At 41.6% G+C, this 25,027-nt stretch carries 23 protein-coding genes; 18 read left to right on the top strand and 5 right to left on the bottom strand.

What is annotated here, in order from left to right; translation table 11 throughout:
* Window positions 1-6: 6 nt before the first annotated feature.
* Window positions 7-669 carry a Crp/Fnr family transcriptional regulator gene (locus DF216_RS06690; RefSeq protein WP_125827362.1) on the bottom strand — a complete coding sequence of 221 codons (663 nt, stop codon included), beginning with the start codon at window positions 667-669 and terminating at the stop codon, window positions 7-9.
* 144 nt (window positions 670-813) lie between these two features.
* Between DF216_RS06690 and nrdI the strand changes: the two genes are divergently transcribed.
* From nrdI to DF216_RS06780, 18 genes are all read left to right on the top strand, one after another.
* Window positions 814-1,287 (top strand): class Ib ribonucleoside-diphosphate reductase assembly flavoprotein NrdI, encoded by a 474-nt coding sequence (gene nrdI, locus DF216_RS06695; protein ID WP_129326347.1) that lies wholly within the window; start codon window positions 814-816, stop codon window positions 1,285-1,287.
* A complete protein-coding gene (nrdE, locus tag DF216_RS06700; RefSeq protein ID WP_129326348.1) occupies window positions 1,274-3,448 on the top strand; it encodes a class 1b ribonucleoside-diphosphate reductase subunit alpha in 2,175 nt (724 codons plus the stop codon). Before nrdI ends, nrdE begins: the two co-directional genes overlap by 14 nt.
* Window positions 3,449-3,457: 9 nt before the next feature.
* Window positions 3,458-4,405, top strand: a complete 948-nt coding sequence (locus DF216_RS06705; RefSeq protein ID WP_129326349.1) for a ribonucleotide-diphosphate reductase subunit beta — start codon at window positions 3,458-3,460, stop codon at window positions 4,403-4,405.
* 11 nt (window positions 4,406-4,416) lie between these two features.
* Window positions 4,417-5,367, top strand: coding sequence for a class 1b ribonucleoside-diphosphate reductase subunit beta (nrdF, locus tag DF216_RS06710; RefSeq protein ID WP_129326350.1), 951 nt, complete (start codon window positions 4,417-4,419; stop codon window positions 5,365-5,367).
* A 142-nt stretch (window positions 5,368-5,509) separates the two neighbouring features.
* Window positions 5,510-6,790: a glycoside hydrolase family 125 protein gene (locus DF216_RS06715; protein ID WP_129326351.1), complete on the top strand. Its 1,281-nt coding sequence runs from the start codon at window positions 5,510-5,512 to the stop codon at window positions 6,788-6,790.
* A 55-nt stretch (window positions 6,791-6,845) separates the two neighbouring features.
* Window positions 6,846-9,491 (top strand): alpha-mannosidase, encoded by a 2,646-nt coding sequence (locus DF216_RS06720; protein WP_129326352.1) that lies wholly within the window; start codon window positions 6,846-6,848, stop codon window positions 9,489-9,491.
* Between the two features lie 98 nt (window positions 9,492-9,589).
* Entirely contained in the window at window positions 9,590-10,459 is an 870-nt protein-coding gene (locus DF216_RS06725; protein WP_164979016.1) for an ROK family protein, read from the top strand.
* Window positions 10,453-12,333, top strand: coding sequence for a beta-N-acetylhexosaminidase (locus tag DF216_RS06730; protein WP_129326354.1), 1,881 nt, complete (start codon window positions 10,453-10,455; stop codon window positions 12,331-12,333). Before DF216_RS06725 ends, DF216_RS06730 begins: the two co-directional genes overlap by 7 nt.
* A gap of 112 nt (window positions 12,334-12,445) precedes the next feature.
* Window positions 12,446-13,561, top strand: a complete 1,116-nt coding sequence (locus DF216_RS06735) for a DUF4767 domain-containing protein (protein WP_129326355.1) — start codon at window positions 12,446-12,448, stop codon at window positions 13,559-13,561.
* 209 nt (window positions 13,562-13,770) lie between these two features.
* Window positions 13,771-14,700, top strand: a complete 930-nt coding sequence (locus DF216_RS06740) for an ABC transporter permease (RefSeq protein WP_000714584.1) — start codon at window positions 13,771-13,773, stop codon at window positions 14,698-14,700.
* A gap of 13 nt (window positions 14,701-14,713) precedes the next feature.
* Entirely contained in the window at window positions 14,714-15,637 is a 924-nt protein-coding gene (locus DF216_RS06745) for a carbohydrate ABC transporter permease (protein ID WP_129326356.1), read from the top strand.
* 108 nt (window positions 15,638-15,745) lie between these two features.
* A complete protein-coding gene (locus DF216_RS06750; protein WP_129326357.1) occupies window positions 15,746-17,230 on the top strand; it encodes an ABC transporter substrate-binding protein in 1,485 nt (494 codons plus the stop codon).
* 271 nt (window positions 17,231-17,501) lie between these two features.
* A complete protein-coding gene (gene trhO, locus DF216_RS06755; protein ID WP_129326358.1) occupies window positions 17,502-18,488 on the top strand; it encodes an oxygen-dependent tRNA uridine(34) hydroxylase TrhO in 987 nt (328 codons plus the stop codon).
* Window positions 18,489-18,503: 15 nt separating this feature from the next.
* A complete protein-coding gene (locus DF216_RS06760) occupies window positions 18,504-18,812 on the top strand; it encodes a putative quinol monooxygenase (RefSeq protein WP_061407594.1) in 309 nt (102 codons plus the stop codon).
* A 240-nt stretch (window positions 18,813-19,052) separates the two neighbouring features.
* A complete protein-coding gene (locus DF216_RS06765; protein ID WP_125827352.1) occupies window positions 19,053-19,856 on the top strand; it encodes a helix-turn-helix transcriptional regulator in 804 nt (267 codons plus the stop codon).
* Window positions 19,857-19,912: 56 nt separating this feature from the next.
* The gene (locus tag DF216_RS06770; RefSeq protein ID WP_038804716.1) at window positions 19,913-20,329 is read left to right on the top strand and encodes a VOC family protein; all 417 of its coding nucleotides are present in this window, start codon (window positions 19,913-19,915) and stop codon (window positions 20,327-20,329) included.
* A 9-nt stretch (window positions 20,330-20,338) separates the two neighbouring features.
* Complete coding sequence (locus tag DF216_RS06775) at window positions 20,339-20,698, top strand: TfoX/Sxy family protein (protein ID WP_125827351.1); 360 nt, start codon at window positions 20,339-20,341, stop codon at window positions 20,696-20,698.
* A gap of 421 nt (window positions 20,699-21,119) precedes the next feature.
* Entirely contained in the window at window positions 21,120-21,980 is an 861-nt protein-coding gene (locus DF216_RS06780; RefSeq protein ID WP_129326359.1) for a DUF4299 family protein, read from the top strand.
* A 62-nt stretch (window positions 21,981-22,042) separates the two neighbouring features.
* On the opposite strand, the gene DF216_RS06785 is transcribed toward DF216_RS06780, so the two are convergent.
* The 4 genes from DF216_RS06785 to DF216_RS06800 all read right to left on the bottom strand — a co-directional run bounded on the left by DF216_RS06785 (window position 22,043) and on the right by DF216_RS06800 (window position 24,895).
* Entirely contained in the window at window positions 22,043-23,005 is a 963-nt protein-coding gene (locus DF216_RS06785; RefSeq protein ID WP_000191329.1) for a DUF6574 domain-containing protein, read from the bottom strand.
* 61 nt (window positions 23,006-23,066) lie between these two features.
* Window positions 23,067-23,996, bottom strand: a complete 930-nt coding sequence (locus DF216_RS06790) for a DUF4097 family beta strand repeat-containing protein (protein WP_001229041.1) — start codon at window positions 23,994-23,996, stop codon at window positions 23,067-23,069.
* The gene (locus DF216_RS06795; RefSeq protein ID WP_000198645.1) at window positions 23,989-24,582 is read right to left on the bottom strand and encodes a DUF1700 domain-containing protein; all 594 of its coding nucleotides are present in this window, start codon (window positions 24,580-24,582) and stop codon (window positions 23,989-23,991) included. Before DF216_RS06795 ends, DF216_RS06790 begins: the two co-directional genes overlap by 8 nt.
* Window positions 24,569-24,895 carry a PadR family transcriptional regulator gene (locus DF216_RS06800; protein ID WP_000273860.1) on the bottom strand — a complete coding sequence of 109 codons (327 nt, stop codon included), beginning with the start codon at window positions 24,893-24,895 and terminating at the stop codon, window positions 24,569-24,571. The genes DF216_RS06795 and DF216_RS06800 overlap by 14 nt, the downstream gene beginning before the upstream one ends.
* Between the last annotated feature and the right edge of the window lie 132 nt (window positions 24,896-25,027).

The raw sequence follows: 25,027 nt of genomic DNA on the forward strand, positions 1-25,027 counted from the left end.
TTCAGATCAATATAAATTCCTTAAAGCTTGATCATCTATGATATGAATGGTACGACGAACTTTTCGAATATAGTGATGTTCTTCAAAAATTTTAAATTTTCGCGAAATAGTTTCGGGCCTCGTTCCAAGGTAACTGGCAAGTTCCTTTTCTGAAATTGGCAAAGTGAAGGTGAGTTTAGGATTGTTACTTTTTCCGGTAAGGTGAATAAGATAGCAAGCAAGGCGTTGTTCTATTTTTTCAAAGGCTAATAAGGTGACTTGTTCTTCCGTCTGAATTGCTTTTATGGCATTAAGACGTAGAAGTTGCCAACTAAAATGTGGAAAACTCTGGAGAAGGTATTGAAAATCTTTTTTATAAATGACACAGACTTCTGTAGAGACCAAGGCTTCCCCATAGAGATCCTGATTATTCTCTTCAAAGAGATAGTTTTCTCCTTCGTAATTTCCTTTGCCAACGATACGGATGCATTGCTCGGTTCCATCATTAGTCAGACGATAGACCTTAAATTGTCCTCTATTAACAATGATTAAGGTTTCCTCATCAAAGGGTGAGAAAATTAACTCGCCCTTTTTAAATTTCTTATGGTGAAACAGACTTTGGATACCCTGAAGTTCATCACGGGAGAGGGAGCTAAAAAGGGGAACGGTATAAAAGCATGGTTGGGACATAGAAACTCCTAATTTTGAAGAAATTTATAGAAACTTGACGAATATCAATTTTTTTATCATTTAGATACAGTAAAATAAAAAACACAATATATAGAGCGTATTGTTTTGTAAAACACAATATATTGTATCAAAAAAGGAGAAGTCATGCAAAGAATTAGATTTTATTATATTAGTTTAAGTGGGAATACGAGTTCCTTTGTCCAGCGGGTCAGTCAATATATAAAAGCGACGTATCATAGAGAAGTTGAGTCTTTGAATGTAAAAGATTTAAAAGGGGAGGCAATCACAGTAGATGGTCCCTTTGTCAGTTTTTTACCAACTTATCTAGAGGGAGGAAATGGAATTGATACTGGTTTCCAAGAAATTCTGACGGGAAATCTTCGAAAATTTTTAGAGTATCAAGGAAATTTTCGTTATTGTCTAGGAATTATTGGGAGTGGTAATCGAAATTTCAATAAGCAATTCTGTCTAACGGCTTTTCAATATGCAGATCAGTTTGGCTTTCCTGTTATAGATATTTTTGAATTACGCGGGACAGATGAAGATGTAGAGAGGATCTCCAAACATATTTTAGCTAGTTTTGAGAAAGCGGAGGAAAAAATAGATGTCAGCTACTAAGGATTATTTTGTTTTGAACAATATGGTGAACATTCCAATTGATGGTGAAATTCCTCTTTACTATGATAGAGAGGCCTTAACAGACTATTTAAAGAATGAAATTGAACCTCATACGATGCATTTTTCAAGTCTGAAAGAACGTCTCCGGTATTTAATTCAAGAGGATTATGTGGATGAAGAGGTTGTGGGCTTGTACCGTGGAGAGTCTGGTGAGATTGATAGTGATTTTTTAGAGGGCTTATATCAAAAAATAAAAGAACATGATTTTACCTTTAAGAGTTTTATGGGAGCTTATAAATTTTATAATCAATATGCACTAAAGACTGATGATTCAAAGACCTATTTGGAATCGTTTGAGGACCGGGTGTTCCTTAATGCCCTCTATCTAGGAAATGGTGATCAGAACTTAGCGACAAAAATTGCGGAGGAAATGATTACCCAACGGTACCAACCTGCGACCCCCACATTCTTAAATGCAGGAAAAAAACGGCGTGGTGAGATGGTTTCTTGTTTTCTGATAGATCTCGATGACTCTATGTTATCTATCGGACGTGGGATTAACTCTGCTTTGCAACTTTCTAGACTTGGTGGTGGGGTTGGAGTGAATTTATCGAACCTACGTGCGAGTGGATCTCCTATAAAAGGAATTGAACATGCTTCTTCGGGAGTGCTCCCTGTAATGAAACTACTAGAAGACTCTTTCAGCTATAGCAATCAGCTAGGACAGAGAAATGGGGCAGGGGTCGTTTACTTGAATGTTTTTCATCAGGATATTCTCGCCTTTTTATCGACAAAGAAGGAGAATGCAGATGAAAAAATTCGTGTTAAAACCCTCTCTCTGGGGTTGGTCGTTCCGGATAAGTATTACGAGCTGATTAAAACAAATCAACCCATGTATCTGTTTAATCCTTATCATGTTGAAAAAGTCTATGGGAAACCTTTTTCGTACGTAGATATCACGGCTGAATACGACCGATTGGTTGCAAATCCAGCTATTGAAAAGACAGTTGTTCAAGCGAGAGAATTAGAACAGGAAATTTCCCGCTTGCAACAAGAGTCTGGCTATCCTTATATTCTAAATATCGATGTCGCTAATCGCGCGAATCCCGTCAAAGGGAAAATCATTATGAGTAATCTTTGTTCAGAGATTTTGCAACCACAGACTCCATCCGTATTGAATGATGATTTGTCCTATCATGAGGTGGGAACGGATATTAGTTGTAACCTTGGATCAACTAATATTGTTAATTTACTAGAATCTGAAGATTTTGCTACCTCTGTTGATACAATGGTTCGTGCTTTAACGACTGTTACGGATCTAGAGTCTGTTGAAGAAGTGCCTACAGTAAATAAGGGAAATCGTCTCTACCATACGATAGGGCTCGGAGCGATGGGATTACACACAGCTTTTGCTTTGCACCAAATCAAGTATGGTTCAAAAGAATCTCTAGAATTTACAGAAGCTTACTTCTTGGCATTGAATTATTATTCTTTAGTATCCAGCAATAGAATCGCAAGAGAGCGGCATGAGACATTTTATGAATTTGCGGATTCACGTTATGCCGATGGAAGTTACTTTTCACCATATGTAGAGCAAGATTTTGTATTTAGATTTCCTAAGATAGCAGCCATTTTTAAGGATATTCCTATTCCAACGAAAGAAGATTGGAAGGTACTAAGGGAGAAGGTCATGAAAGATGGCCTCTACCATCGAAATCGTTTAGCAGTGGCGCCTAATGGTTCTATTTCTTATATCAACGAAACGAGTGCTTCTCTTCACCCGATTACTCAGTTGGTAGAGAATCGGCAGGAAAAGAAGGTGGGATCGATCTTTTATCCCGCTCCGTATCTGTCCAATGATACCTTACCATTTTATGAGACTGCTTATAACATGGATCAGCGTAAAATTATTGATGTGTATGCAGTCGCACAAAAACACATTGATCAGGGAATGAGTCTGACTCTCTTTATGCGTTCTCAATTACCTGAAGGACTATATGGATGGAAAACTAAGGGAAATACAATGCTAACGACACGTGACTTGAATCGCCTTCGGAATTACGCATGGCGAAAAGGGATAAAATCACTTTATTATGTCAGAACCTATACAGAGGATGATGAATTTAGCAGTGTAAATAGCTGTGAATCTTGTATGATTTAAGGAGAGAAGATGTCAAAAAAATTTCTATATTACAAAGCAATCAACTGGAATGAGATTGAGGATGAATTGGATAACGCTACGTGGGAGAGGGCGACATCGTTATTTTGGCTAGACAATCGAATTCCAATTGAAAATGATAAACCTGCTTTTAATCGTTTGTCGGTAGAGGAGAAGCAAGAATTAAATCGCTCGCTGATCTTTCTTGCGAATTTATCAACTTACCAGTCGTTAGAGGCAGAGGAGTTTATACGGCATAGTGAACGCTCACAACAGGAGGTTGCTATTGTAAACAATCTACAGTTCACTGAAATGGTAAATACCAAGGCTTATAATACTATTTTATACTCCTTTAATGAAGACGAACAGGAGGTGGTATCCTTATTTGAGTGGGTAGATCAACATAAATTAGTAGTAGAGCGACTAGAAAGAGTCGACACGGTATATCATAGTAAAAATGCGATTCAGAAGCGCTTTATGGCTACTTGTGTTGAAGGAATTATGACTTATAGTCAACTTGCCTTTTTGATGAAATTGTGGATTCAAAAGGGCTTTACTAATCTTGGCGAAATGGTGAAAATGATTCTCTTGAATGAGTCATTGCATTGTGACTATCTGATACATAAAGTCAATCTTCTTTTGGCAAGAATGGATAGAGCTGACCAAATCTCATTTCAAACCTGGGCTGTTGAAATGATTGACAGAATCTTAAAAACAGAGGGGAAAATCATTTGTGAACTTTATGTAGATTCTGACATTCAAAAATTGACTCAGAACCTTGTACAAAGAGAAGCAAATCATTTGTTAGAGAGTATCGGGGTCGAAGAGAGGTACCCAGTTGATAGGGAAATTCTCTCTGCGCTTGATCGAGTATTGAACAGACTGAGAAAGCACGAGCTTCTCGGGCAGATGTCTATCCATAGGATAGAAGAATCACGTGATGATGACTATGATTTTTGAGGAGGATTTATATGTTACATCGGACATTGAATTGGAAAGAAGTCGAGGATGAGTTAGACGACTATGTTTGGGATAAAGCTACGGCACAATTTTGGATTGATACTCGTGTTCCAGTATCAAATGACTTGCTTGATTGGAAGCAACTATCAGATCCGGAGAAAGAGGTTGTCAAGAAAGCGGTTGGAGGCTTGGCTTTGCTTGATACGCTTCAATCCGAAGAGGGGTTGTATTCTATTAAACAGCACGTTCGAACTCGCAAGGAGAGAGCGGTTCTGAGTGATTTTACATTTATGGAATCTATCCATGCTAAGACATACGGTACCATATTGATTTCGTTAAATACTTTTAAGGAAATTGAGAAAATATATGATTGGATGAATCAGGATCCTAAAATGCAGTATAAAGCCCAAAAGATAAATGAGATGTATCAGCATGGAACCCCTCTACAGGTGATGGTTGCGAGTGTGTTTTTAGAAGGGATCCTATACTATAGTAACTTTTTCATACCGCTTTGGTATCGTGGACAAAATAAACTAGCTAATCTAGCAGAGTTAATCAAATTAGTAATTAGGGACGAATCTGTACATGGGACTTATCTGGGATATAAGTTTCGCTTAACCTTTGATGAGCTCTCAGAAGCAGAACAACATGAGTTCATAACTTGGATGTATCGTTTTTTAGATGATCTTTTAGAAAATGAGTTTGCATATACGGATGAAGTCTATGCACCTATTGGTCTGGCGGAAGAAATAAAGGTATTTGTTAAATACAATGTCAATAAAGCGCTACAAAATATGGGCTTTCAAAGTTACTTTTCGGATATTACAGCGTCTGATGTGAATCCGATTGTCATGAATGGCATTTCGATTGAAACGGCCAATCATGATTTCTTTTCTCAAGTGGGTGCGGGATATCTAATGGGAAATGCAGAAGCAATGCTAGATGATGACTACGATTTTTAGAATAAACGAAACGATTCCAACGGAAATCTCTACATAATTTTTTCATAAGTTTGTTTCAAAACGCCTTTAGTTTGTGTATATCTTTTGGAGGCGTTTTTTTTTATACTGAACATGAAACTTGTTTGAAAGAGGTAAATCGATTATGGTTTATTCGAAAGAGATTGTCAGAGAATGGCTGGATGAAGTAGCAGAGTGTGCCAAGGACCATCCGGAGTGGGTGGATGTCTTTGAGCGTTGCTACACCGACACCTTGGACAACACGGTCGAGATCCTAGAAGATGGTTCAACTTTTGTATTGACAGGGGATATTCCTGCCATGTGGCTTCGGGATTCGACTGCCCAACTTAGACCCTATCTTCATGTGGCTAAAAGAGATCCTCTCTTGCGTCAGACTATTGCAGGTTTGGTCAAGCGTCAGATGACCTTGGTGCTCAAGGATCCTTATGCCAACTCCTTTAACATTGAGGAAAACTGGAAGGGTCACCATGAAACTGATCACACAGACCTTAACGGCTGGATTTGGGAGCGTAAGTATGAGGTGGACTCTCTTTGCTATCCTTTGCAGTTGGCTTATCTCCTTTGGAAAGAGACTGGCGAAACCAGTCAGTTTGATGAAACCTTTGTCACAGCGACCAAGGAAATCCTTCATCTTTGGACGGTAGAACAAGACCACAACAACTCTCCTTATCGTTTTGTTCGGGATACAGACCGCAAGGAAGATACTCTGGTAAATGATGGCTTTGGACCTGACTTTGCCGTGACAGGTATGACCTGGTCAGCTTTTCGTCCAAGTGATGACTGCTGTCAGTATAGCTATTTGATTCCATCCAATATGTTTGCAGTCGTTGTCTTGGGTTATGTGCAAGAAATCTTTGCAGAACTTGACTTAGCTGATAGCCAAAACATCATCGCAGACGCTAAGCGTCTCCAGGCTGAAATCCAAGAAGGCATCGAAAACTACGCCTACACCACTAACAGCAAGGGCGAAAAGATTTACGCCTTTGAAGTGGATGGTTTGGGAAATGCCAGCATCATGGATGATCCAAACGTACCAAGTCTGCTGGCTACGCCTTATCTGGGCTATTGCGATATTGACGATGAAGTTTACCAAGCAACTCGTCGGACCATTCTGAGCCCTGAAAATCCATACTTCTACCAAGGAGAATATGCTAGTGGTCTCGGAAGTTCTCATACCTTTTATCGCTATATCTGGCCGATTGCCCTATCTATCCAAGGCTTGACAACAAGAGATAAGGCAGAGAAGAAATTCTTGCTGGATCAGCTCGTTGCCTGCGATGGTGGCACAGGTGTCATGCATGAAAGCTTCCATGTAGACGACCCAACTCTTTACTCTCGTGAATGGTTCTCCTGGGCCAACATGATGTTCTGTGAGTTGGTCTTGGATTACTTGGATATTCGCTAGTCAGTTCTTTAGTTAGATAGAAATAAAAATTTAAGTTAGAATGAGGTTTTACTTCATGGAAAATGTTGTTGTACATATTATTTCTCACAGCCACTGGGACCGTGAGTGGTACTTACCTTTTGAAAGTCACCGGATGCAGTTGGTGGAGTTATTTGACAATCTTTTTGACCTCTTTGAAAATGATCCTGAGTTCAAGAGCTTCCATTTAGATGGACAAACTATTGTCCTTGATGACTACTTGGAGATTCGCCCTGAAAATCGCGATAAAGTTCAGCGCTACATCGACCAAGGCAAACTCAAAATTGGTCCCTTTTACATCTTGCAGGATGATTACTTGATTTCCAGCGAAGCCAATGTCCGCAATACCTTGATTGGTCAAGCAGAATGTGCAAAATGGGGCAAATCAACCCAGATTGGTTACTTCCCAGATACCTTTGGAAATATGGGGCAAGCGCCTCAAATCCTTCAAAAATCAGGCATTCACGTGGCAGCCTTTGGCCGTGGTGTGAAGCCGATTGGATTTGACAACCAAGTCCTCGAAGATGAGCAGTTCACCTCCCAGTTTTCAGAAATGTACTGGCAGGGCGCTGATGGAAGTCGTGTCCTCGGTATCCTCTTTGCCAACTGGTACAGTAACGGGAATGAAATCCCAGTTGATAAGGATGAAGCCCGGGCCTTCTGGAAACAAAAATTGGCAGACGTGCGTGACTACGCTTCGACCAACCAATGGTTGATGATGAACGGATGTGACCACCAGCCTGTACAGAGAAATCTGAGCGAAGCCATTCGTGTGGCAAATGAACTCTTCCCAGATGTGACCTTTGTGCATAGTTCTTTTGATGAATATGTTCATGCAGTAGAAAGTGCTCTGCCTGAGCAACTATCTACCGTTACAGGTGAGTTGACCAGTCAAGAAACAGACGGTTGGTACACACTTGCCAACACTTCTTCTTCACGGATTTACCTTAAACAAGCTTTCCAAGAAAACAGTAACTTGCTGGAGCAAGTAGTGGAACCATTGACTGTTATCACTGGCGGGCACAACCACAAGGACCAGTTGACCTATGCTTGGAAAGTCCTTCTACAAAATGCGCCCCATGATAGTATCTGTGGCTGTAGTATTGACGAAGTTCACCGCGAGATGGAAACACGTTTTGCCAAGGTCAACCAAGTCGGAAACTTTGTTAAGACCAACCTTCTCAAGGAGTGGAAGGGTAAAATTGCAACCCACGAAGCTCAAAGCGACCATCTCTTTACGGTTATCAATACAGGCTTGCATGACAAGGTTGATACTGTCAGCACAGTGATTGATGTGGCGGTTTGTGATTTCAAAGAATTGCACCCAACAGAAGGTTATAAGAAAATGGCAGCCTTGACCTTGCCAAGCTACCGTGTCGAAGACTTGGAAGGACATGCTGTAGAAGCGAAAATTGAAGATCTGGGAGCTAACTTTGAGTACGATTTACCAAAAAACAAGTTCCGTCAAGCTCGTATTGCTCGACAAGTGCGCGTGACAGTGCCTGTTCACCTGGCACCACTTTCTTGGACAACCTTCCAATTGCTCGAAGGAGAACAAGAACACCGTGACGGTATTTACCAAAATGGAGTGATTGATACGCCATTTGTAACGGTCAGTGTAGATGAAAATATCACAGTCTACGACAAGACAACTCATGAAGCGTATGAGGATGTTGTTCGCTTTGAAGACCGTGGTGATATCGGAAATGAGTATATCTACTTCCAACCAAAAGGAACAGAGCCTATCTACGCAGATCTGAAAGGTTGTGAAGTCTTGGAAAATACAGCTCGTTTTGCCAAGATTTTGCTCAAGCATGAATTGACAATTCCAGTAAGTGCAGACGAAAAACTGGATGCAGAACAAAGAGGCATCATCGAGTTTATGACGCGTGAAGCTGGGCGCTCAGAAGAATTGACAACCCTTCCTCTGGAAACAGAGATGACCGTCTTTGTTGACAATCCACAAATTCGTTTCAAGACTTGCTTTACTAACACCGCCAAAGACCACCGTATCCGTCTCTTGGTTAAGACTCATAATACGCGTCCAAGCAATGACTCTGAAAGCATTTATGAGGTGGTGACACGACCAAATAAACCAGCTGCCTCTTGGGAAAATCCTGAAAATCCACAACACCAACAAGCCTTTGTCAGCCTTTATGATGATGAAAAAGGGGTGACAGTGGCTAATAAAGGACTGCACGAGTATGAAATCCTTGGAGACGATACCATTGCTGTGACCATTCTTCGTGCCTCAGGTGAGTTAGGTGACTGGGGTTACTTCCCGACACCAGAGGCTCAGTGCTTGCGTGAGTTTGAAGTCGAGTTTGCTCTTGAATGCCACCAAGCTCAAGAACGCTTCTCAGCCTTCCGTCGTGCTAAAGCCTTCCAAACACCATTCACTAGTCTTCAAGTTGCTAAACAAGAAGGAAGTGTTGCTGCGACTGGCAGCCTCTTGAGCCATGCGGCGCTCAGCTTGCCACAAGTCTGCCCGACAGCCTTTAAGGTAGCTGAAAATGAAGAAGGATATGTACTTCGTTACTACAATATGAGTCAAGAAAATGTGCGTATATCAGAACACCAACAAACTATTTTGGACTTGCTTGAGCGGCCATATCCCGTTCATTCAGGACTCTTAGCACCACAAGAAATTCGCACAGAATTGATCAAAAAAGAAGACATTTAATAGTTTTAAAGTGTTTGATAACTAATACTATGAGATAGAAAGGAGGGGCGAAAGAGTAAGGACTAACTACTGATTCGCCCCTTTTTATGGGAAGAACAATGACCATTGCAACCATTGATATCGGAGGGACTGGGATTAAGTTTGCCAGTCTGACTCCTGATGGAAAGATACTAGATAAGACAAGTACTCCAACGCCAGAGAGTTTGGAAGATTTACTGACTTGGCTAGACCAACGCTTGTCAGAGCAAGATTATAGTGGGATCGCTATGAGCGTTCCAGGCGCGGTTAATCAAGAAACAGGTGTGATTGAGGGAATCAGTGCCGTACCTTATATTCATGGCTTTTCTTGGTATGAGGCACTTGCTCATCATCAGCTACCTGTCCATCTAGAAAATGATGCCAACTGTGTTGGGCTTAGTGAATTGCTAGCTCACCCAGAAATTGAAAATGCAGCCTGTGTCGTGATTGGTACAGGAATCGGCGGCGCCATGATTATCAATGGCAAGCTTCACCGAGGTCGCCACGGCTTGGGAGGAGAGTTTGGCTACATGACAACCATTGCACCAGCAGAAAAGCTCAACAACTGGTCGCAACTAGCGTCAACTGGAAATATGGTGCGATACGTGATTGAAAAATCTGGTCAGACTGACTGGGACGGACGCAAGATTTACCAAGAGGCCGCAGCTGGTAATGCTCTTTGTCAAGAAGCTATTTTGCGCATGAACCGTAATCTGGCGCAAGGTTTGCTCAATATTCAGTATCTCATCGACCCAGATGTCATTAGTCTGGGAGGCTCTATTAGCCAAAATCCAGACTTCATCCAAGGTGTCAAAAAGGCTGTCGATGAATTTGTCGAAACCTACGAAGAATACACGGTCGCACCTGTCATCCAAGCCTGCACCTATCATGCAGATGCCAATCTCTACGGTGCCCTTGTCAACTGGCTACAGGAGGAAAACCAATGGTGACATTTACAGGACTTAGTCCCAAACAAACTCAGGCAATCGACTTACTGACAAAGTATATCTCTTTACCAGATGTGGAAGTTGCAGTCGCTCAGTCTGACCAAGCCTCTATCTCTATCAAGGGTGAGGGAGGCCACTATCAACTGACTTATCACAAACCTCACCAACTTTACCGCGCCTTGTCCTTATTGGCAACAGCTCTAGTAGAAGGTGATAAAGTAGCGATTGAGGAGCAGGCAGCTTATGAAGATTTGGCCTACATGGCAGACTGTTCTCGAAATGCGGTTCTGAATGTGGCTTCTGCCAAGCAGATGATTGAGGTCTTGGCTCTCATGGGCTACTCAACCTTTGAACTTTACATGGAAGACACCTATCAGATTGAGGGGCAACCTTACTTTGGTTACTTCCGTGGCGCCTATTCAGCAGAGGAGTTGCAGGAAATAGAAGCCTACGCCCAGCAGTTTGACATGACCTTTGTGCCTTGCATCCAGACCTTGGCCCACTTGTCGGCCTTCGTCAAATGGGGCGTTAAGGAAGTGCAAGAACTCCGTGATGTGGAGGATATTCTCCTTATCGGCGAAGAAAAGGTGTATGACCTGATTGATGGCATGTTTGCCACTCTATCTAAACTGCAGACTCGCAAGGTCAATATCGGGATGGATGAAGCCCACTTGGTTGGTTTGGGACGCTACCTCATCTTGAACGGCGTTGTAGACCGTAGTCTCCTCATGTGTCAACACTTGGAGCGCGTGCTGGATATTGCAGACAAGTATGGTTTCCACTGCCAGATGTGGAGCGATATGTTCTTCAAACTTATGTCAGCGGATGGCCAGTACGATCGTGATGTGGAGATTCCAAAGGAAACGCGTGTCTATCTAGACCGTCTCAAAGACCGTGTAACCTTGGTTTACTGGGATTATTACCAAGATAGCGAGGAAAAATACAACCGTAATTTCCGCAATCATCACAAGATTAGCCATGACCTTGCCTTTGCAGGTGGAGCTTGGAAGTGGATCGGTTTTACGCCTCACAACCATTTCAGCCATCTCATCGCTATGGAGGCCAACAAAGCCTGTCGTGCTAATCAGATAAAAGAAGTCATCGTGACGGGTTGGGGGGATAATGGTGGGGAAACTGCCCAGTTTTCTATCCTGCCAAGTTTGCAAATCTGGGCAGAACTCAGCTACCGCAATAACCTCGACCGTTTGTCTGCCCACTTCAAGACCAATACGGGTCTATCAGTTGAGGAATTCATGCAGATCGACCTAGCCAACCTCTTGCCAGACTTGCCGGACAATCTCAGTGGTATCAATCCCAACCGCTATGTCTTTTATCAGGATGTTCTCTGCCCAATTCTTGACCAACACATGACACCTGAACAGGACAAACCGCACTTTGCTCAGGCTGCTGTGATCCTTGCTGAAATCAAAGAAAAAGCTGGAAACTATGCTTATCTCTTTGAAACTCAGGCTCAGTTGAACCAGATTTTAAGCAGTAAAGTGGATGTGGGACGACGCATTCGTCAGGCCTACCAAACAAACGATAAAGAAAGTCTGCAAGAAATCGCCAGACAAGAATTACCAAAACTCAGAAGCGAGATTGAACAATTCCATGCCCTCTTTAGCCGTCAATGGTTGAAAGAAAACAAGGTCTTTGGCTTGGATACAGTCGATATCCGTATGGGCGGACTTTTGCAACGTATCAAACGAGCAGAAAGCCGTATCGAAGCTTATCTGTCTGATCAGATTGACCGCATCGATGAGCTAGAAGTTGAAATCCTACCATTTACTGATTTCTACGCAGACAAGGATTTCGCAGCAACTACAGCTAATCAGTGGCACACCATTGCGACAGCTTCAACGATTTATACGACATAGGCATTTATCACAAACAGTTAAACATCTCCTTTTAAATACATGGAGATGTTTTTTGATTTGGAGATAGGGAAGGAGTATAATGAAGGTAGAAAGATAGTTTGGAGGTCTGACCATGAAAAAGCTACTACTAGTCCTAGCTACTAGCATGCTAGTCTTATCTGCCTGCCATAAAATGACAGAGGATGGAGCAACTAGTCCGTCAATACCAAGGGAGCAACAAACCAAGGAAACAACCAACTATTTTCACTATTTAGCAGATGCCTATCAAAAGGCTCTTTCGCACGAAAAAGAATCCAAGGATACAACTGTTCAGTCACCTATGGCTGCTACAGTTGCAGCCATGGAAGAACTTGAGTTATCTAATCCGACTGATCAAGCCTTGATTATGAAGAATTACTTGGATTTTCAGAAGCTAATTCAATACAATACTGAAAAGTGGGAGGAAGAGTTTGCAAGCTGGGCTTCTTCTATGGGGCAGTCCTATCATAGACTAGAGCATGCAAACTTTGATGAAAAAAATGAACTAATCAAAAAATTAGAAGCTACAACAGTCTCTCAGAAAAGCGTCAAATGGAATGTTTTTGGAGTATCGAGTGACAATGCCTATGATTACTTGGTTTTGGATGCCTACTATGACAACCAGGACAAACATTTCTACCTATTTACACTGAAGTATGGGCAAACACGGGTCTTGTATACCGATAAGACACTGGAAACTATCCCTACTGCAAATTTTGAAGAGACTGAGAATACAGATTTAGCGCGACGTTTTAAGGAATTTCTATTAAAAACAAGTGTAACTACAGAGAGCGAGCCAGATACAGATAATAGTTCTTTAATAGACAAGATAAAAACAGCCATGGAATCTTACTCGGATAGTAAAGGTGAAAGATTCAAGTCAACTAACTTAGCAATATATGGTCACTACTATGGACTAGCAGTACCAGACCAGATAATACAATTTGGGCAAGTGGATGGGATGAATTATACTTTTAAATGGTATGGCTATATTGCTGGTTCTGGTTCTGGGAGGTTTGATATCCTAGCTTGCTATGTGAATGAAGCAGAGACAGAGGTGATTCTCTTTGGCTACAAAGATGGTAATCCTGCTCTTTTACACACAGAAGGAAGGCCAGAGATTGATAAAAATGAATCAGGGGCTATCATAAATGCTCAGGTTCATTTTGTTGAGTTTCATCACCCAATATTGGAACAAGTTTTCAATTAGTAAAGAGGAAATACATTTATCGTATGCAGAGTGTTTCTCGTGAAACCTATTTCTTATAAAAAACTTCTCCACAAAAAATAATTTGTGGAGTTTTTTCTATAATTAGTAGTTTAACCTAGCCTTCAAATAGGAGTATACTAATAATGTAATCGTTATCAAACCTAAAAATTCGATGAAATCAGTTTTTAGGAATAAAAAGGGAGGAAATTATGAAAAAGTTTTCAAAGACCTTGAGAGATAACTGGATTTTTCTCTTGATGGTTTTACCAGGGGCTCTCTGGCTGATTCTATTCTTTTACATTCCAGTATTTGGGAATGTGGTCGCCTTTAAAGACTACCATATGACCAGTAATGGTTTCATAGATAGTATTGTGAATAGTAAATGGGTCGGGTTAGATAATTTCAGATTCTTGTTTAGTTCAAAAGATGCCTTTATCATCACTCGAAATACTGTTCTTTACAATCTCGGCTTCATCTTTATCGGTTTGATTGTATCAGTAGGGATTGCCATCATCCTCAGCGAGCTTCGCTCTAAGAGAATGGTTAAGATTTTCCAAACGTCTATGTTGTTCCCTTACTTCCTGTCATGGGTTATCATTAGTTTCTTTACAGATGCCTTCCTAAACATTGACAAAGGGGTCTTCAACCATTTCTTAACATCCATTGGCATGAAGGAAGTCAACTTCTACGCTGACTTAGGCATTTGGCCATACCTTCTCCTTTTCCTAGGTATTTGGAAAGGCTTTGGATATAGCAGTGTCATGTACTATGCGACGATCATGGGAATTGACCCAACTTACTACGAAGCAGCAACAGTGGACGGGGCTAGCAAGTGGCAACGTATTCGCAACGTAACCATTCCTCAGTTGACTCCGCTTGTAACAGTTTTGACCATCCTTGCAGTCGGAAATATCTTCCGTGCAGACTTTGGTCTCTTCTATCAAATCCCACACAATGCTGGTCAGCTTTACAATGTAACCAATGTTTTGGACGTATATGTCTTTAATGGTTTGACTCAGACAGCAGATATCGGTATGGCTTCAGCAGCCGGTCTTTACCAATCCGTTGTCGGTTTGATTCTGGTTATCCTATCAAACTTGCTTGCAAGACGAGTCGATCCAAACTCAGCTTTGTTCTAGAAAGGAGGAGAATATGGCAGAAAAGAAAATTAAAAAAGAAAAAATCGATAATGTCGGCATTCACTCCTTCAGTAAGAAAGCAGATATCTTCTTTAGTATCCTCTCTGGTTTGATCGCTCTTTCTTGTATCTTGCCCTTTATCTTCGTTATCATCATTTCGGTGACAGACGAAAAGAGCATCCTCCAGTATGGATATAGCTTTTTCCCTTCGAAATTTGGTGTAGATGGATTCCAGTTCTTAGCTCAGTTTAAAGATAAGATTCTCCAAGCGCTCTTTATCTCAGTTTTTGTAACCGTAGTCGGAACAGTGACCAACGTCTTTATTACAACCACTTATGCCTACGCCATCTCACGGACAACCTTTAAGTACCGTAGATTCTTCACAATCTTTGCCCTTCTTAGTATGTTGTTCAATGCTGGTTTGGTACCAGGCTATATCGTGGTCACTCGTTTGCTTCAACTTGGTGATACGGTTTGGGCCTTGATTGTTCCAATGCTTCTCTCACCATTCAACATCATCTTGATGCGTTCCTTCTTCAAGAAGACCATTCCAGAAGCCATTCTAGAATCTGCTCGTATCGATGGTGCCAGTGAAGCACGGATCTTCTTCCAGATTTGTTTACCATTGTCACTTCCAGGTATCGCAACTATCACGCTTTTGACAGCTCTTGGTTTCTGGAACGACTGGTTCAACGCCCTTCTTTACATCAAGAGTGACAACTTGTATCCATTGCAATATTTGCTCATGCAAATCCAACAAAATATGGACTACATTGCAAAAGCAGTCGGCCTATCTGGCCAACTGGGAGTCGCTCTACCAAAAGAAACAGGTCGTATGGCCATGGTTGTTGTTGCAACCCTTCCAATCGCGATTCTGTACCCATTCTTCCAACGCTACTTTGTTAAAGGTTTGACCATCGGTGGTGTGAAAGAATAGCACTTGTTGAGAAACACCGTTTCTCCCTTCCCAACTTCATCTTAGTGACTGAAGTTACAATTCATTAAATCGTTTATAAGTTTAAAAATAAAAAAAGGAGTTTTTATCATGAAAAACTGGAAAAAATATGCTTTTGCATCTGCTAGCGTAGTCGCTTTGGCTGCTGGTCTTGCTGCCTGTGGAAACCTTACAGGTAACAACAAAAAAGCTGCTGACGCTACTTCAGGTGAAAAAACTGTTATCAAAATGTACCAAATCGGTGACAAACCAGACAACTTGGATGAATTGCTAGAAAATGCCAACAAAATCATCGAAGAAAAAGTTGGTGCTAAATTGGATATCCAATACCTTGGCTGGGGTGACTACGGTAAGAAAATGTCAGTTATCACATCATCAGGTGAAAACTACGATATCGCTTTTGCAGATAACTATGTCGTAAATGCTCAAAAAGGTGCTTACGCTGACTTGACAGAATTGTACAAGAAAGAAGGAGCAGAGCTTTACAAAGCACTTGATCCAGCTTACATCAAAGGGAACACTGTAAACGGTAAGATTTACGCTGTTCCAGTTGCAGCCAACGTTGCATCATCTCAAAACTTTGCCTTTAACGGCGCTCTTCTTGCCAAATATGGCATTGACATTTCAGGTGTCACTTCATACGAAACACTTGAACCAGTCTTGAAACAAATCAAAGAAAAAGCTCCAGACGTAGTACCATTTGCGGTTACGAAGAACTTTATCCCATCTGATAACTTTGACTACCCAGTGCCAAATGGACTTCCATTCGTTATCGACCTTGAAGGAGATACTACTAAGATCGTAAACCGTTACGAAGTACCTCGTTTCAAAGAACACTTGAAGACTCTTCACAAATTCTATGAAGCAGGATATATTCCAAAAGACGTAGCAACAAGCGACACTTCATTTGACCTTCAACAAGATACTTGGTTCGTTCGTGAAGAAACAGTAGGACCAGCTGACTATGGTAACAGCTTGCTTTCACGTGTTGCTAACAAAGACATCCAAATCAAACCAATCACTAACTTTATCAAGAAAAATCAAACAACACAAGTTGCTAACTTTGTCATCTCAAACAACTCTAAGAACAAAGAAAAATCAATGGAAGTGTTGAATCTCTTGAACACAAACCCAGAACTCTTGAACGGACTTGTTTACGGTCCAGAAGGCAAGAACTGGGAAAAAGTTGAAGGTAAAGAAAACCGTGTTCGCGTCCTTGATGGATACAAAGGAAACACTCACATGTCAGGTTGGAACACTGGTAACAACTGGATCCTTTACATCAACGAAAACGTTACAGACCAACAAATCGAAGATTCTAAGAAACAATTGGCAGAAGCTAAAGAATCTCCAGCGCTTGGATTCATCTTTAACACTGACAGTGTCAAATCTGAAATTTCAGCAATCTCTAACACAATGCAACAATTCGATACAGCTATCAACACTGGTACTGTAGACCCAGATAAAGCAATCCCAGAATTGATGGAAAAATTGAAATCTGAAGGTGCCTACGAAAAAGTATTGAACGAAATGCAAAAACAATACGACGAATTCTTGAAAAACAAAAAATCATAAGATCGATTGATTTCGTGTATTCATTCCTAATTCCTAAAAATGTGATCACTGCCTTCCTTAGTTCTCTAGGGGAGGTAGTGATTTTTAGGATGCAAATCAAAAAATTGAGAGAATTATCTTCGATTCGGTATAGTTACTGATAAAGTGCAGTGGCAGGTCTCCCTATATAATTTCCGGTCAAATAAATTGCATTCGTTTTCCTAAGTGGGTATACTAGTATAGTTAGATGAAAAATTCTGAAAATTTAAGAATAGAAAAGAGAACAAATCTTATGGCAAAAGATATTCGTGTCTTACTTTACTACCTCTATACTCCAATTGAAAATGCAGAGCAATTTGCGGCAGATCACTTGGCTTTCTGTAAATCAATCGGCCTCAAAGGTCGTATCCTAGTCGCTGACGAGGGAATCAACGGAACCGTTTCAGGTGACTACGAAACAACTCAAAAATACATGGACTACGTTCACAGCCTCCCAGGAATGGAAGACCTCTGGTTCAAGATTGACGAAGAAAGTGAACAAGCCTTCAAGAAGATGTTTGTTCGCTACAAGAAAGAAATTGTCCACCTTGGTTTGGAAGACAATGATTTTGACAATGACATCAACCCACTTGAAACAACAGGTGCTTACTTGTCTCCAAAAGAGTTCAAAGAAGCCCTTCTTGACGAAGATACAGTGGTCCTTGACACACGTAATGATTATGAGTACGACCTAGGACACTTCCGCGGAGCTATTCGCCCAGACATCCGCAACTTCCGTGAGTTGCCACAATGGGTTCGTGACAACAAGGAAAAATTCATGGACAAGCGCGTGGTTGTTTACTGTACTGGTGGTGTTCGCTGTGAGAAATTCTCAGGCTGGATGGTGCGTGAAGGCTACAAAGATGTCGGTCAGCTTCATGGCGGTATCGCAACTTACGGTAAAGATCCAGAAGTTCAAGGTGAGCTTTGGGATGGGAAAATGTACGTCTTTGACGAGCGTATCGCAGTCGATGTCAACCATGTTAACCCAACCATCGTAGGGAAAGACTGGTTTGATGGAACACCATGTGAACGCTATGTCAACTGTGGAAATCCTTTCTGTAACCGTCGTATCCTAACATCAGAAGAAAATGAAGACAAGTACCTTCGTGGCTGCTCACACGAGTGTCGTGTTCACCCACGTAACCGCTATGTTTCAGAAAATGAATTGACACAAGCAGAAGTGGTGGAGCGCCTAGCTGCTATCGGTGAAAGCTTGGAAACAGTGGTAGCTCAGTAATAAGGAGAGATCCTAATGGAAAAATTTTGCGTTTATGGTAAATTAATTGCCAAAGAAGGAAAGGCGCAGGAACTTGCTGCTTATATGCAAGAAGTTGTTAAAGAAATGCAAAATCTTGATACTTGTTTCTGCTATATCTTAGGAGAGAAAGCAGACGAACCCAACAGCATCTATATTTATGAAGTTTGGGAGAGCGAGCAAGCTCACAATGACAGTCTGACCTTGGAAGTTTTTCAAAATCTCATTGCAAAAGCTAGACCCATTATTGCAGGCATGGAAAATTTACATAAGCTGACTATTTTTGATGGTAAGGCAAGTTTCTAAATTCCTAAGAAAAACTAAAAACTTTAGACGACTCAAGCGTCTAAAGTTTTTTTCATCATTTATCTACAGGTAAAAGGTTTGTTGGACAGAGATTTGGGAAAGCAGACTATTTCCTCATGTTTTTGAGGCATCTCGCGGAGTATCACTTGATTTCTGATTTTCTTTCTTCGGTTTTGATTTTTTGTCCTTTCTTTTTGATGTGATATAATGAGTTTAAATAAATGGGAAAGGAGCAGGTCTATGTCTAAAGCTATCATGGAAGAAGTGGCAGCCTATCTGCGTCAGCATGCAGATGAAGAGCTGAGTCTGACCGATTTGGCTGAGCATTTCCATTATAGTCCTTTCCATCTATCCAGAACTTTCAAGAAAAAGATGGGATTTTCTATCAAGCAATATATGGAAGCTCTTAAGATGGAAAAAGGGATTCAGGAGATTGTAGAAAGCCGGCAAAATGTGACCGAGACATCTATGGAAGCTGGTTATGATAGTCTAGGCAGTTTTTCCAATACTTTTAAGCGGCATACTGGACTTTCGCCTAAAAAATACTACCAAGAATCAACCAAGGCTTATGATTTTCTGGTAAAACAGCTGGATGAGAAGGGAGCTTTGTTGCATCAGGATCCTGACCACAAAAGTGGCAATCGGTTGACTGTGGCGTTATCTTATCCCGAGGGGTATGAACCACGCATTAGCTGTGTCGGGCTGTTTAAAACCCGAATACCCAAAGAAGAGCCGATTATCGGAGTAGCACTGAGTCAGGAGAGCCGGTTTACTTTTGAAAATGTACCCGATGGTCGCTACTATCTTTTGGCCTGTGAATTGCTGGAGGATTTACGCCTAACTAAAAACTATGTCTTGAAGCATAACTTTCGCTGGGGCAGCGATGAGCCTCTCACTTTTGCAGGCGATAGCATCTATCAAGAGGAAATCAGCATGCGCAGGCCCTTGCCGAGCGATCCACCTATTACAGTTAATCTTCCAGTTTTAATCATGCGTTCCCTAGCCAAACAAGCGCAATTGAGAATAAGAAAATTTTTATCCTAATTGATAAACTGATACTAGAGATTTATTCTCAGATATAAAAAATTGGAGGAACAATAATGAAATTAGACGTGTTTTTAAGTTTTAATGGTCAGGCCGAAGAAGCTTTTCGTTTTTATGCAGATCTTTTTCAGACAGAGATAAAGGGACTTGTCCGAGCCAGTGATATGATGGATCCAGCTGACCTTCCTGCAGCAAAACGGGATAAGATTGCTTGGATTGCCTTAGATACGGAAAACTTGACCCTGAATGGTGAGGATGTAGGCATTTTTAACGACCTATCTATTCCTAGCAATCATCAGCCCAATCAATGGTTAGTTCTGAGCCCAGACAGTAGAGAAGAAGCCGATGAGCTTTTTGCTAAGCTTGCTGAAGGTGGACAGATTCTCTATGCTCTAGAGAATCAATTTTTTGCTAAGTTTTATGCCCGCTTAATTGACCGTTTTGGTATCGGCTGGGATGTGATGATGAATTAGAGGAGAGCGATGGCGTATAGTAAATCTTTAGCTCAACAGATTCGTACCATTTTAGCTACTGAACTTCCTCCTCATGTTTTTGAAGAAGAGGTAGAAGAGAAGAAGATGTTTGGTGGTTTGGCTTTTATGGTCCGTGGTAAGATGACCGTTACTGTGAGTTCGAGAAGTCAAGAGCTTGTCATGGTCCGCATTGGTAAGGAAATGGAAAAGCAGGTCCTGCCTAAAAATGGTGCCAGTGTGACTTTAATGAAGGGTAGGCTTTATCATGGCTATATTGATTTAGATGGTGAAGCACAAAAAGAACTGTCTTACTGGATCAAGCTAGCCTTGTCCTACAATCAGGAGCTGACGCAGCAGGATAAAAAGTAAGAAGAGCTCAGAATGAGTCTTGCTTTCTTAGAAGTTTATTCATTGCCTTTTTATGAAATTCAGATATATTCTCAGAATATGTATTGATTTTGTGACTTTAATTAGCAAGATTTTATGAAAATAAATCCTATACGAAGAAATGATGCTAAGAAGGAACATATAGGCAATTAAATTGATAAGCAAATTAAAAAGATATATGAGATTATAAAGAAATACTTACCTTAAATAAAGACGATTCCTTTGGTCGTCTTTATTGCATTTCTAGGGTTTGTGAATACCGATTACTTTTAGTCTGCTGAATGTCAAGCAATTTTCAGGGGCTGTTTTTCTATGCTTTTTATCTAAAAATCTAAAGTTTGTTTCTGTATCTTTCAGGAAAATAGGTTATACTATATGTAAACGATTTCAAAGGAGGCCGGTTATGGCGAAAACATTTTTTATCCCAAATAAAGAAAGCATCCTAGGACAACAGGAGGTCTTGACTGCCAAGTCCATCTTGGCCTTGGTGGAGGGCTTGGAGTCGCATAGTTATAATGCCGTCTATCTCCGTCAGCCCCTCAATCGTCTCGAGTACATGGAGTGTGGGATTGTAGGTCAGTCGCAATTTCTCTTCAAGGTGAACTATGCGGATAGTCGAAAAGGCTATCAAGTGGTGATTCCAGACTTCCTTACTAGAGCGGACTGGGAGATTGTAGAAGCTCTCCTCCAAGCCCTATCAAACAAGTTGGGTGAGGCAGTAGAAGGGCTAGAAGGGTTTGACTTTGAAACCTATTTCCGACAAACGGTCAAGCATTATCTAGCGGATAAGGCGGTTCGTTTAGTATATTGTCAAGGACTCTTGTCCCCTATCTATCTCAACAAGGAATACCTCGAGAGCTTTTTGGCTGAGGATGGATTGGCACATTTTGAAGAGCTGGTCAAGAAGGTTCAAGGATCTGATGCCTACCTTGCCAGTGTGAAATTTTACCCAGATGCTCAAGGCAAGGTGCACGGTATCTATCACCTAGCCCAGGGAGTCAAGACAATTTTGCCAAAGGAACCCTTTGTACCAGCTCCTTATACCGAGCAGCTGGCAGGCAAGGAGCTTGTTTGGGAGATTGACCTAGTGGCGATTTCTGGTGATGGTTCAAAAGCCGAAGACTACGAATCCATCGCTCGCTTGGACTATGCAAGATTCCTAGAGTCACTACCAACAGAATTTTACCACCAACTAGATGCCAATCAATTAGAAGTACAACCCATCCTAGGACAAGATTTTGAAGGATTGGCAAGCATCGAGTAAGCCTTGTTTAAAAAAGAGTAAGCATAAAAATCCCTGTCATTAACAAATGGCAGGGATTTTGGTTAAAAGAAGGTCAGGATGCGAAGGTAGTCAACTGTCAGCGCGAGCTCTGCAATGAAGAAGGGTAAGAGAATAGCGCCATCAAGTAAGACAGCTAACAAGAAACGATAAAATGGGTCAAGGCTACTGGTCTTACTTGGCTTGCTAATCACAAAGAGATTTCCAAGGGCAAAGATGGCCATGCTTAGAAGAGTGAGGATGCCAGCGAATCGCAAGCCGCCAAAAAGTGCAAAGAAACTTGCTAGAGCCGTTAAGACAAGCGGGATAGCAAAGAGTCGGCTGTAACGATCGCAAGCTTCTTGGAATGTGAAGTCGCTCTCCTGGTCCAGTACACGTCGGACAGTAAAGCCTCCCAAAATGATGGAAAAGTAAAATAGAGCGCTAGCGACCAAGATAGAAAGTCCAGCAAAGAGATCTAAAGGTGGGAGCTGGTTAGGTAAACTATTGGCAATAGAGGCCATATAGCCGTAGTAGAGGTGCTTGATATGATAGATACTAAAGAAAAGGTTGATTGACGACAGCAAGGTGAGCAGGGCAAAGACACTGTAACGATGCTTTTGGTCCGTATTCTTGCTGGCAGTTGGTTCTTGGATAGCATCCAGCAGCCAAGTCCAAAACAGTGCGATTTCTTCTTTGAATCTGGCTGTTTTACGAGGGTCAATATCTGGGATATAGGGGCTTTCTAAAGCCTTGCTGAGGATACTTTTCTCTTTTGCAGGGTTTTCTTGCTTGTGTTCCTCTTCAGTTTTCCCTTCTCCCTCTTCCTCGGTTTGGGTTTCCTCAGTCATTTCGGGAGTTTCCTCCTCATGCGTTTCCGACTCTTTAGGTGAGACAGATGTTTCTTGGCTTACTTGTAGTTCGGTCTCCACAGTTTCTGAAGTCTCAGGCTCGTTGGGCTGGATTTCTGATTTTGTCTGAGGTGATTTCTTCTCAAGATCGGCACTTTCAAACCATTCTTGTGTCATGGTGGAACCTCCTTTTTATGGTCGTTTTCTATCTTTAGCCTAGCAGATGAAAGCGTTTTTGTCAATGGTTTCTAGATGGAGAAGAGTACTCTTCTTTAGGTAGGTAGATATCCTGGTTGGCTTTTGCAATGAGCAGGTCCTTGATATCTGCTCTTTCCGTTTTATAAGGGTTGGCAAGTTCATTCTCTTTTTGTCCACGATGTTCTTCTTTGGGTTTACGATAGATACCGCCATGCTGAGAAGAAATATCTAGATTGATACGGTCGGTCTCTTTCTGGGAGAGAATGAGGTTTAGAGTTGAATGAGCCTCTAGCTCGACCTTGCCGTGAACTTGGATATTTTCAGCATAGATGTGTGCTCCCTCCGTCTTGACCTGACTATCTGTCAATTCGGCATCAAAGATATTGATGATATGAGGTGTCGTTAGTGTGCTGTTCTTGATAGAACTTTCAGTTAGTCTTAAGAGATAGCCTTTTGTTTTGATTGTCGCATTTTCAAGATTGGCTTGACGAATATTGGTTTGTCCACGATTGGCTGAGACGGTGATAGCTTGCAGTCTTCTTCCTTTAGGGAGGGAGAGAATGACTTCGTCAAAACGGTGAGAATAACTGCTGGCAATACGAAGTAGGCCTTCGATTCCTGAACCTAGAAAGCGATGTTGGGAGGCTTGTTTGTCAGTGACGGTCAGTGTTTTGTAACTCATGCCAGTAGTCAGATCGTGACGACCAGACACCGAAGGATGATAGGTGATATGGATCTTGTCATCTACAGACTCTGTGATGGTTAGGCTGTGCTCTTCAAGGGTCAAATCAAGTTTTTCCACTTCATTTCCAAAGGTCACTTCTTCGATACGATTGTCATAGACGGGGTCTTTTGACATGGCAAGTAAACTTTGAATACCATTGGACTGCGCGCCTACAATGATCATGATAAAACCGAGGATTGTAGAAACCACACCAAAGATGAGAAATCCTTTTGTCAATTTACGCATGTCTGTCACCTCTCTTTCCTTTTTTAAGAATCCATTGTGCCAAGCGGACGATTAGGAGGCCAAAGAAACGAGCTACATAGGAGATACCCAGTAGAACAAGAGAAGAAGCACCGATAGAAAGCAAACCGGCCCCAAAAATCAAGATAAAGGCAGATTTGGCTTCGACTAGGACGCTAAAGCTCTCTACGATAAAGAGTCCACCTAGCAGGATACCCGTCACAGAGACGGTAAAGAAGGCTAAAATGACGGAGACGGCTGCGATAATAATACCGATGATGGCCATGAGGATGCCGATCCCGACCGGAATTCCGATAGGAGCTACTAGCAGGGCCAGGAGGGCAATGTGTAGCAGTTGACGGTCATTCTTTTGAGCAGGGGCTTCATTGACTTTTTTATCGAGAAGATCAGAGAGGATATCATGGGCAGCTTCTTTTGGAGTTCCCAGACTGGCAATGAGTTCCTCTTCGCCCTCTGGACCTGCATCGTCAAATAGTTCCTTAAAGTAGTCCATAGCTTCGATGCGGTCAGCTTCAGGCAGTTTATGGAGATAGGTTTCTAACTGAGTCAGATAGTCAGTTCTTGTCATGGCGGATACTCCCTTCTATGATGCCGTTGACGGTGTCGGTATAGAGCGTCCACTCTTCCTTTAGAGTAACGAGCTGCTCTACGCCCCGATTGGTCAAGGAGTAGTATTTGCGCATACGCCCCTGAAACTCTCTAGAGTAGGTGGTCAGAAAGCCACTGGCTTCCAATTTTTTGAGAATGGGATAGAGCGTAGATTCTTTGATATTGGCGATGAGCTTAATGGTTTGACTAATCTCATAACCATAAGAATCCCCCTGCTCCAGTACAGCCAAGATGAGAAACTCGATCAAGGCAGAGGATGTTGGGAAGTACATGGGAAACCTCCTTTATATTATATAAAAATTTTATATATACTCTTTTCAAATATATTGTATCTCAAGTTGAAAGCCCTGTCAAGAAATATGTGTAAAAATTTTATATATAAAAAACTCCTAGTATAAACTAGA

Source organism: Streptococcus oralis (assembly GCF_004127215.1).
Taxonomy (GTDB): domain Bacteria; phylum Bacillota; class Bacilli; order Lactobacillales; family Streptococcaceae; genus Streptococcus; species Streptococcus oralis_BD.

Excerpts from the sequence above, each read along its gene's own strand:
- DF216_RS06690 (WP_125827362.1), bottom strand. The coding sequence starts at position 669 with ATGTCCCAACCATGCTTTTATACCGTTCCCCTTTTTAGCTCCCTCTCC.
- nrdI (WP_129326347.1), top strand. The coding sequence starts at position 814 with ATGCAAAGAATTAGATTTTATTATATTAGTTTAAGTGGGAATACGAGT.
- nrdE (WP_129326348.1), top strand. The coding sequence starts at position 1,274 with ATGTCAGCTACTAAGGATTATTTTGTTTTGAACAATATGGTGAACATT.
- DF216_RS06705 (WP_129326349.1), top strand. The coding sequence starts at position 3,458 with ATGTCAAAAAAATTTCTATATTACAAAGCAATCAACTGGAATGAGATT.
- nrdF (WP_129326350.1), top strand. The coding sequence starts at position 4,417 with ATGTTACATCGGACATTGAATTGGAAAGAAGTCGAGGATGAGTTAGAC.
- DF216_RS06715 (WP_129326351.1), top strand. The coding sequence starts at position 5,510 with ATGGTTTATTCGAAAGAGATTGTCAGAGAATGGCTGGATGAAGTAGCA.
- DF216_RS06720 (WP_129326352.1), top strand. The coding sequence starts at position 6,846 with ATGGAAAATGTTGTTGTACATATTATTTCTCACAGCCACTGGGACCGT.
- DF216_RS06725 (WP_164979016.1), top strand. The coding sequence starts at position 9,590 with ATGACCATTGCAACCATTGATATCGGAGGGACTGGGATTAAGTTTGCC.
- DF216_RS06730 (WP_129326354.1), top strand. The coding sequence starts at position 10,453 with ATGGTGACATTTACAGGACTTAGTCCCAAACAAACTCAGGCAATCGAC.
- DF216_RS06735 (WP_129326355.1), top strand. The coding sequence starts at position 12,446 with ATGAAAAAGCTACTACTAGTCCTAGCTACTAGCATGCTAGTCTTATCT.
- DF216_RS06740 (WP_000714584.1), top strand. The coding sequence starts at position 13,771 with ATGAAAAAGTTTTCAAAGACCTTGAGAGATAACTGGATTTTTCTCTTG.
- DF216_RS06745 (WP_129326356.1), top strand. The coding sequence starts at position 14,714 with ATGGCAGAAAAGAAAATTAAAAAAGAAAAAATCGATAATGTCGGCATT.
- DF216_RS06750 (WP_129326357.1), top strand. The coding sequence starts at position 15,746 with ATGAAAAACTGGAAAAAATATGCTTTTGCATCTGCTAGCGTAGTCGCT.
- trhO (WP_129326358.1), top strand. The coding sequence starts at position 17,502 with ATGGCAAAAGATATTCGTGTCTTACTTTACTACCTCTATACTCCAATT.
- DF216_RS06760 (WP_061407594.1), top strand. The coding sequence starts at position 18,504 with ATGGAAAAATTTTGCGTTTATGGTAAATTAATTGCCAAAGAAGGAAAG.
- DF216_RS06765 (WP_125827352.1), top strand. The coding sequence starts at position 19,053 with ATGTCTAAAGCTATCATGGAAGAAGTGGCAGCCTATCTGCGTCAGCAT.
- DF216_RS06770 (WP_038804716.1), top strand. The coding sequence starts at position 19,913 with ATGAAATTAGACGTGTTTTTAAGTTTTAATGGTCAGGCCGAAGAAGCT.
- DF216_RS06775 (WP_125827351.1), top strand. The coding sequence starts at position 20,339 with ATGGCGTATAGTAAATCTTTAGCTCAACAGATTCGTACCATTTTAGCT.
- DF216_RS06780 (WP_129326359.1), top strand. The coding sequence starts at position 21,120 with ATGGCGAAAACATTTTTTATCCCAAATAAAGAAAGCATCCTAGGACAA.
- DF216_RS06785 (WP_000191329.1), bottom strand. The coding sequence starts at position 23,005 with ATGACACAAGAATGGTTTGAAAGTGCCGATCTTGAGAAGAAATCACCT.
- DF216_RS06790 (WP_001229041.1), bottom strand. The coding sequence starts at position 23,996 with ATGCGTAAATTGACAAAAGGATTTCTCATCTTTGGTGTGGTTTCTACA.
- DF216_RS06795 (WP_000198645.1), bottom strand. The coding sequence starts at position 24,582 with ATGACAAGAACTGACTATCTGACTCAGTTAGAAACCTATCTCCATAAA.
- DF216_RS06800 (WP_000273860.1), bottom strand. The coding sequence starts at position 24,895 with ATGTACTTCCCAACATCCTCTGCCTTGATCGAGTTTCTCATCTTGGCT.